Here is a 6515-nt window from a genome sequence, read left to right as displayed (position 1 = left end):
TAACAATCATCTGTGTGGACACTACGAACAAATAAGTTCTAAATCGTATAAGGAGGTGATCCAGCCCCAGGTTCCCCTAGGGCTACCTTGTTACGACTTCACCCCAGTCATGAATCACTCCGTGGTAAACGTCCTCCCGAGGGTTAGACTATCTACTTCTGGAGCAACCCACTCCCATGGTGTGACGGGCGGTGTGTACAAGGCCCGGGAACGTATTCACCGCGTCATTCTGATACGCGATTACTAGCGATTCCGACTTCATGGAGTCGAGTTGCAGACTCCAATCCGGACTACGACGCACTTTAAGTGATTCGCTTACTCTCGCGAGTTCGCAGCACTCTGTATGCGCCATTGTAGCACGTGTGTAGCCCTACACGTAAGGGCCATGATGACTTGACGTCGTCCCCACCTTCCTCCGGTTTATCACCGGCAGTCTCCTTAGAGTTCTCAGCATTACCTGCTAGCAACTAAGGATAGGGGTTGCGCTCGTTGCGGGACTTAACCCAACATCTCACAACACGAGCTGACGACAGCCATGCAGCACCTGTATCAGAGTTCCCGAAGGCACCAAACCATCTCTGGTAAGTTCTCTGTATGTCAAGTGTAGGTAAGGTTCTTCGCGTTGCATCGAATTAAACCACATGCTCCACCGCTTGTGCGGGCCCCCGTCAATTCATTTGAGTTTTAACCTTGCGGCCGTACTCCCCAGGCGGTCTACTTAATGCGTTAGCTTTGAAAAACAGAACCGAGGCTCCGAGCTTCTAGTAGACATCGTTTACGGCGTGGACTACCGGGGTATCTAATCCCGTTTGCTCCCCACGCTTTCGTACATGAGCGTCAGTGTTGACCCAGGTGGCTGCCTTCGCCATCGGTATTCCTTCAGATCTCTACGCATTTCACCGCTACACCTGAAATTCTACCACCCTCTATCACACTCTAGTTTGCCAGTTCGAAATGCAGTTCCCAGGTTGAGCCCGGGGCTTTCACATCTCGCTTAACAAACCGCCTGCGTACGCTTTACGCCCAGTAATTCCGATTAACGCTCGCACCCTCCGTATTACCGCGGCTGCTGGCACGGAGTTAGCCGGTGCTTCTTCTGTCAGTAACGTCACACATGATGGGTATTAACCACCACGCTTTCCTCCTGACTGAAAGTGCTTTACAACCCGAAGGCCTTCTTCACACACGCGGCATGGCTGCATCAGGCTTGCGCCCATTGTGCAATATTCCCCACTGCTGCCTCCCGTAGGAGTCTGGGCCGTGTCTCAGTCCCAGTGTGGCTGATCATCCTCTCAAACCAGCTAGGGATCGTCGCCTTGGTGAGCCATTACCTCACCAACTAGCTAATCCCACTTGGGCCAATCTAAAGGCGAGAGCCGAAGCCCCCTTTGGTCCGTAGACATTATGCGGTATTAGCAGTCGTTTCCAACTGTTGTCCCCCACCTCAAGGCATGTTCCCAAGCATTACTCACCCGTCCGCCGCTCGTCAGCAAAGTAGCAAGCTACTTTCTGTTACCGCTCGACTTGCATGTGTTAGGCCTGCCGCCAGCGTTCAATCTGAGCCATGATCAAACTCTTCAATTAAAAAGTTTTATGTCTTTCGACAGCTCAATGAATTCTGAATTTATTTTAATATCTTTCGATATTGAATTGACTGTGCCGAATAATTACCGAAATAACTATTCTGTTGGTCACTCAGTTTTCAATTGAGACTCTAATTTGTTTGCCTCGCTACCTAAGTAGGTTGGCTGTTAGAACTCAATCTGTACGAGTGCCCACACAGATGATTGCTTTATATTGTTAAAGAACGTTTTGAGTCGCTTTAGCGTCTCAAGGGATGCGAATAATACACCCTTTATTTTTCGAGTCAACACTTAGTTTTAAACTTTCTTTCGATAATTTAAAACCGAAGTTTTATTTAACTCTCTGAGTAGTTCGTGCCTCGCTATGCTTCAGCGTTTCCCGTCTCAGTGGGGTCGCATTATAGGGAGAACAGATTTTTACGCAAGTACTTTTTTAAAGAAAAAGTAAAAAAAGATGCTGTTCGGTCAGTATCTGAACTAAACCCCCTGAAACTGATAGTTTTGTAACCAAACGGCGCCTTTTATGGTACAAAAATAACCTTGCTGATACACTCAAATACTAATAATCATGATCTAAAAGGCACTAACTATGGCAATTCGTTCTTATAAAGGTGTTACTCCTTCATTTAATTCGTCTGTTTATATTGATGAGTCATCGGTTTTGGTTGGTAACATTACTTTAGGTGATAATAGTAGTGTGTGGCCGTTAGTAGCTGCACGTGGTGATGTTAACTATATACGTATTGGTAAACGCTCCAATATACAAGATGGCAGTGTATTGCATTTATCTCGTGCAACTAAAAGCAATCCTGATGGTTACCCACTTATTATAGGTGACGATGTAACTGTTGGTCATAAGGTAATGTTGCATGGATGCGTACTAGGAGATCGTATACTTGTGGGTATGGGCGCTATCATTATGGATAACGTGGTTGTTGAAGATGATGTAATTATAGGCGGCGGCTCTTTGGTGCCTCCAAACAAGCGTTTAGAGTCTGGTTACTTATATGTAGGAAGTCCAGCTAAGCAAGCCCGCCCTCTTACAGAGCAAGAACTTGCCTTCTTAAAAATATCTGCCGATAACTATGTATCACTTAAAGATGAATACTTAGCTGAAATCGATAACTTAAGTTAATAAGCTTACTTCAATTTGGCCTGCCGAGTTATAGCTCTCTTCTTCGATAAGCTCCTCGGCACGTTCTTCGTAATCAAAACGATACTTTTCAAAATACTCTGTTGCGTGACTTTCGTCTGTTAATTTAAGTGTATTTACTTCTATTATACATTCCACCAGCATGCCACTAACTTGTGCAAAAAAAACTAACTGATGATCGGGCTCTCTAAACTCTAGCCTATCTATAAACTGTATTGCCTGATTCATTTAAGCATTCCTTGTTTGAGTGCATCAACGACGGGAAGTATTTTTGGCATTTTGTTACGCCATACATAATATGCTTGAGCAGCTTGACCAACTAACATTCCACTGCCATCTAAAAGCTTAGCGTTAATATTATGCTGTGCAACCCAATTCATAAAAATGGTATTTTGCAATGAATAAAACATGTCATAAGCGACTTCACAGTTAGTTATGTGTTTTTCATCAAGAGCTGGAAGCTCATTATTCATACTGCTAGATGTAGAGTTTATAATTAGTGAGTAATCGCTTACTGGTAAATCATCAAAGCCAAAGCCAGATACTGGTCCATATTGAGTAAACAGCTCTGCGAGTTCTTTAGCTTTTTGTGCTGTGCGATTAACTATTATTATTTCCTGAGGGTTATGCTCTAACAAAGGTAAAATAACCCCTCGAGCAGCACCGCCCGCACCTATGATTAAAATGCGTTTATTAGTTATGGCTACTTCATTAGCGACTAAATCATTTACAAAGCCCACACCATCGGTGTTATCACCGAGTAATGTGCCATCATCTCGTTTTTTTAATGTATTAACAGCCCCTACAATTTTAGCTAATGGCGTAAGCTCATCGGCCATTGCATAGGCTTGCTCTTTAAATGGCATTGTAACGTTAGCACCAACACCACCTTGCTCAAAAAAAGACAATACTGTTTTTTCAAAGTTATCGATAGGTGTTAATATTGCGCGATAGTCGATTTGCTCACCCAGTGATACAGCAAATTGTTTATGTATCGCGGGGGATTTTGAATGTTTAATTGGATTTCCAAAAACCGCATATTTGTCCATTTTAAAGCAACCTCTTTGCAGCTATATACTGCCTATTAACGATGATAAGTAATATGATTAAACGACTTTTTTCTAAATCTAAGCCAGCTCCTGAGCAACAGGCTCCTACTCCTGAAAAAACACCGTATGAAATAATAGGTGGAGAGAAAGGGGCGCGAGCTATCTCCAATCGATTCTACGACATAATGGAGTCAGATGAATACGCTAAACCGTTATATGATATGCATCCTCTGCCATTAGATCGAATTCGCCAAGTATTTTTTGAATTTTTATCTGGTTGGTTAGGCGGGCCAAACCTATTTACTGAAAAACATGGCCAGCCAATGCTACGTAAAAGGCATATGCCTTTTACTGTAGATAAAGCATTGCGCGATCAATGGATGTACTGCATGAATAAAACGCTGGATATAGAAATAGACAATCCGTTGTTACGTGAAGGCTTAAAGCAATCATTCTCTCAACTAGCAACGCATATGATCAATCAGCATTAAATTTGTATTTAGCCACAATGCAAAAAGGCGCTAATTAGCGCCTTTTTGATTACTGTGTAATTGTTATAATTGCCATTCTCTGGCTATCAACTCACTTGGTTGACTAGTTAGCCACTCTTGCGGGCGTAAGTAATACTGATATAGGTTAGCTTCTGGGCTACTTGGCTCTGGTTTATAGTTATATTCCCAGCGTGCAAGTGGTGGCATAGACATTAATATAGACTCAGTGCGCCCGCCACTTTGTAATCCAAATAAAGTGCCTCTATCCCATACTAAATTAAACTCGACATAACGTCCGCGACGATAAAGCTGAAAATCACGTTGTTGCTCTGTGTATTCGTCATTTTTGCGACGTTCAATAATAGGTAAATAGGCATCTAAAAATCCATTACCCACCGATTGCATAAACGCAAAACTCTTTTCAAAACCAAGTTCGTTTAAATCGTCAAAAAACAAACCGCCTACTCCGCGCGTCTCGTCTCTGTGCTTTAAATAAAAATACTCGTCGCACCATGTTTTATATTTTGGATAAACTTCACTACCAAATGGCGCACAAATGTCGTGAGCAACTTGATGCCAATGCTGTACGTCTTCTAATACTGGATAAAAAGGAGTGAGATCAAATCCGCCACCAAACCACCATATTGGCTCTTCGCCTTCTTTTTCGGCTATAAAAAAGCGCACATTGGCATGACTTGTTGGTACATGAGGGTTTTTAGGGTGAATAACTAACGACACACCACACGCATGAAAGCTGCGCCCTGCAAGCTCTGGTCTATGTGCTGTTGCCGAACCTGGCATTGAAGCGCCAAATACGTGTGAGTAATTAACTCCGCCTTGCTCTATTACAGTACCATTTGTGGTTACACGTGTGCGACCACCACCACCTTCTGCTCGCTGCCAGTTATCTTCTATAAATTTAGCACTGCCATCTGCAGCCTCCAAACCTTGGCAAATAGTGTCTTGCAAAGCCATAAAGTATGCTTTTACTTGATCTAATAATTCGCTTTGCATATTAACCTCTAAATATTTTGCCAGTCATGGCGTCTTTTATTGTGCTTGGTTGAGTATTACCACCTAACGGCTCGTCAACGTAAAAGCCAACTTGTTCTGCAAATTGCGCTTTGGCTTGCTCAATACTAATTACTGTTTCTTGACCGGTTAAGTTTGCACTGGTTGATACTAGTGGCTTACCAAACTCTTGGCACAAACGCTTTACTGTTGGATGGTTTGTTACTCTTACTGCGATGGTATCAAACTGCCCTGTGAGCCATTTAGGCGTATTTTTAGATGCAGGCATAACCCATGTAATTGCAGCAGGCCAACTCGAAAAAATATCAGCGCGTTTATCCATTGGTATTTTTGCATCATCTACGTATTTTAATAATTGCCCGTAGTTATCAGCAATTAAAATAAGCCCTTTTTTAACCGGGCGCTGCTTAATAGCTAATAGTGCCTCAACGGCTTGTTGATTATCTGGATCACAACCTAAACCATATACAGCTTCTGTTGGGTATAAAATAACTTCGCCTTGCGTTAAGCATGTTATTGCAGTGGGCGTATTTGAAAGGTCTGACAAAGTAGTCTCCAGATATAATTAAACGTTATTCAGTTGGGGTGAGCTTATGCATGCAGCTTTTTTGTGGGCATTGCAATAATGTGCCGTTTGCCATATTTCTCTCTATGACGATAGGCCAGTTACATTCAGGACACGGGTGTTCAACCGGTTTATTATTAAGTGTGTATTTACAACTTGGATAGCAATCACAAGAATAAAATACTTTACCAAATTTATTACTGCGCGCGACTAAATGACCTTTTTTGCATTTAGGGCAACTTGGCAAAGTGTCTTCGCTTTGTTTTTCTTCATTTTCGTTAGCAATGTAATGGCACTCTGGATATCCCGTACACCCAATAAACATACCGTAGCGGCCATTTTTAACCACCAGCGGTTTGCTGCACTGCGGGCATGCTGAATCTTCAAGAACTTTAATTTCGTTACTATCGTGATGTGCCAACGGCCTAATAAAGTCGCATTGGGGATAACTTGCGCATCCTAAAAAAGGGCCTGATTTACTATTGCGGATCACTAACTCTGAACCACACTGTGGGCATATCTCGTATTCTTTTTCGAGGGCGTGCTTGTTCGCCGAGAAAAGCGAATGGTCGATTTTACTCATGGTGATCCTAATAGGTTAGTGAATTTTCGCCTAATATACCCAAACCACTTAAAGATACA

7 protein-coding genes and 1 rRNA gene are annotated in these 6515 nt (G+C 42.7%); 2 read left to right on the top strand and 6 right to left on the bottom strand.

Going from position 1 to position 6515, the window contains the following annotated elements:
• Nucleotides 1–48 precede the first annotated feature (48 nt).
• A 16S ribosomal RNA gene (locus tag L659_RS0116780) occupies nucleotides 49–1584 on the bottom strand.
• A gap of 588 nt (nucleotides 1585–2172) precedes the next feature.
• Here L659_RS0116780 and L659_RS0116775 point away from each other — a divergent pair.
• Nucleotides 2173–2718, top strand: coding sequence for a gamma carbonic anhydrase family protein (locus L659_RS0116775; protein ID WP_024591294.1), 546 nt, complete (start codon nucleotides 2173–2175; stop codon nucleotides 2716–2718).
• Here L659_RS0116775 and L659_RS0116770 read toward each other — a convergent pair.
• Both L659_RS0116770 and aroE read right to left on the bottom strand, forming a co-directional pair.
• Nucleotides 2710–2964: a DUF1488 family protein gene (locus L659_RS0116770; protein WP_007584142.1), complete on the bottom strand. Its 255-nt coding sequence runs from the start codon at nucleotides 2962–2964 to the stop codon at nucleotides 2710–2712. The genes L659_RS0116775 and L659_RS0116770 overlap by 9 nt on opposite strands.
• Entirely contained in the window at nucleotides 2961–3785 is an 825-nt protein-coding gene (gene aroE, locus L659_RS0116765; RefSeq protein WP_024591293.1) for a shikimate dehydrogenase, read from the bottom strand. Before aroE ends, L659_RS0116770 begins: the two co-directional genes overlap by 4 nt.
• A 53-nt stretch (nucleotides 3786–3838) precedes the next feature.
• Here aroE and L659_RS0116760 point away from each other — a divergent pair, with 53 nt between their 5' ends.
• Complete coding sequence (locus L659_RS0116760; protein WP_004335148.1) at nucleotides 3839–4276, top strand: group II truncated hemoglobin; 438 nt, start codon at nucleotides 3839–3841, stop codon at nucleotides 4274–4276.
• A gap of 63 nt (nucleotides 4277–4339) precedes the next feature.
• Here L659_RS0116760 and hemF read toward each other — a convergent pair whose 3' ends face one another.
• The 3 genes from hemF to L659_RS0116745 are packed head-to-tail and all read right to left on the bottom strand — an operon-like array spanning nucleotide 4340 to nucleotide 6456.
• Complete coding sequence (gene hemF / locus L659_RS0116755; protein ID WP_024591292.1) at nucleotides 4340–5290, bottom strand: oxygen-dependent coproporphyrinogen oxidase; 951 nt, start codon at nucleotides 5288–5290, stop codon at nucleotides 4340–4342.
• Between the two features lies 1 nt (nucleotide 5291).
• Nucleotides 5292–5855 carry an L-threonylcarbamoyladenylate synthase gene (locus L659_RS0116750; RefSeq protein WP_024591291.1) on the bottom strand — a complete coding sequence of 188 codons (564 nt, stop codon included), beginning with the start codon at nucleotides 5853–5855 and terminating at the stop codon, nucleotides 5292–5294.
• Nucleotides 5856–5880: 25 nt separating this feature from the next.
• A complete protein-coding gene (locus tag L659_RS0116745; RefSeq protein WP_024591290.1) occupies nucleotides 5881–6456 on the bottom strand; it encodes a DNA topoisomerase family protein in 576 nt (191 codons plus the stop codon).
• Nucleotides 6457–6515 lie beyond the last annotated feature (59 nt).

It is taken from the genome of Pseudoalteromonas sp. S8-8, from assembly GCF_000497875.1.
Classification (GTDB): Bacteria; Pseudomonadota; Gammaproteobacteria; order Enterobacterales; family Alteromonadaceae; genus Pseudoalteromonas; species Pseudoalteromonas arctica.
This window is presented reverse-complemented; position numbering and strand designations above follow the sequence as displayed.

Excerpts from the sequence above, each read along its gene's own strand:
- L659_RS0116775 (WP_024591294.1), top strand. The coding sequence starts at position 2,173 with ATGGCAATTCGTTCTTATAAAGGTGTTACTCCTTCATTTAATTCGTCT.
- L659_RS0116770 (WP_007584142.1), bottom strand. The coding sequence starts at position 2,964 with ATGAATCAGGCAATACAGTTTATAGATAGGCTAGAGTTTAGAGAGCCC.
- aroE (WP_024591293.1), bottom strand. The coding sequence starts at position 3,785 with ATGGACAAATATGCGGTTTTTGGAAATCCAATTAAACATTCAAAATCC.
- L659_RS0116760 (WP_004335148.1), top strand. The coding sequence starts at position 3,839 with ATGATTAAACGACTTTTTTCTAAATCTAAGCCAGCTCCTGAGCAACAG.
- hemF (WP_024591292.1), bottom strand. The coding sequence starts at position 5,290 with ATGCAAAGCGAATTATTAGATCAAGTAAAAGCATACTTTATGGCTTTG.
- L659_RS0116745 (WP_024591290.1), bottom strand. The coding sequence starts at position 6,456 with ATGAGTAAAATCGACCATTCGCTTTTCTCGGCGAACAAGCACGCCCTC.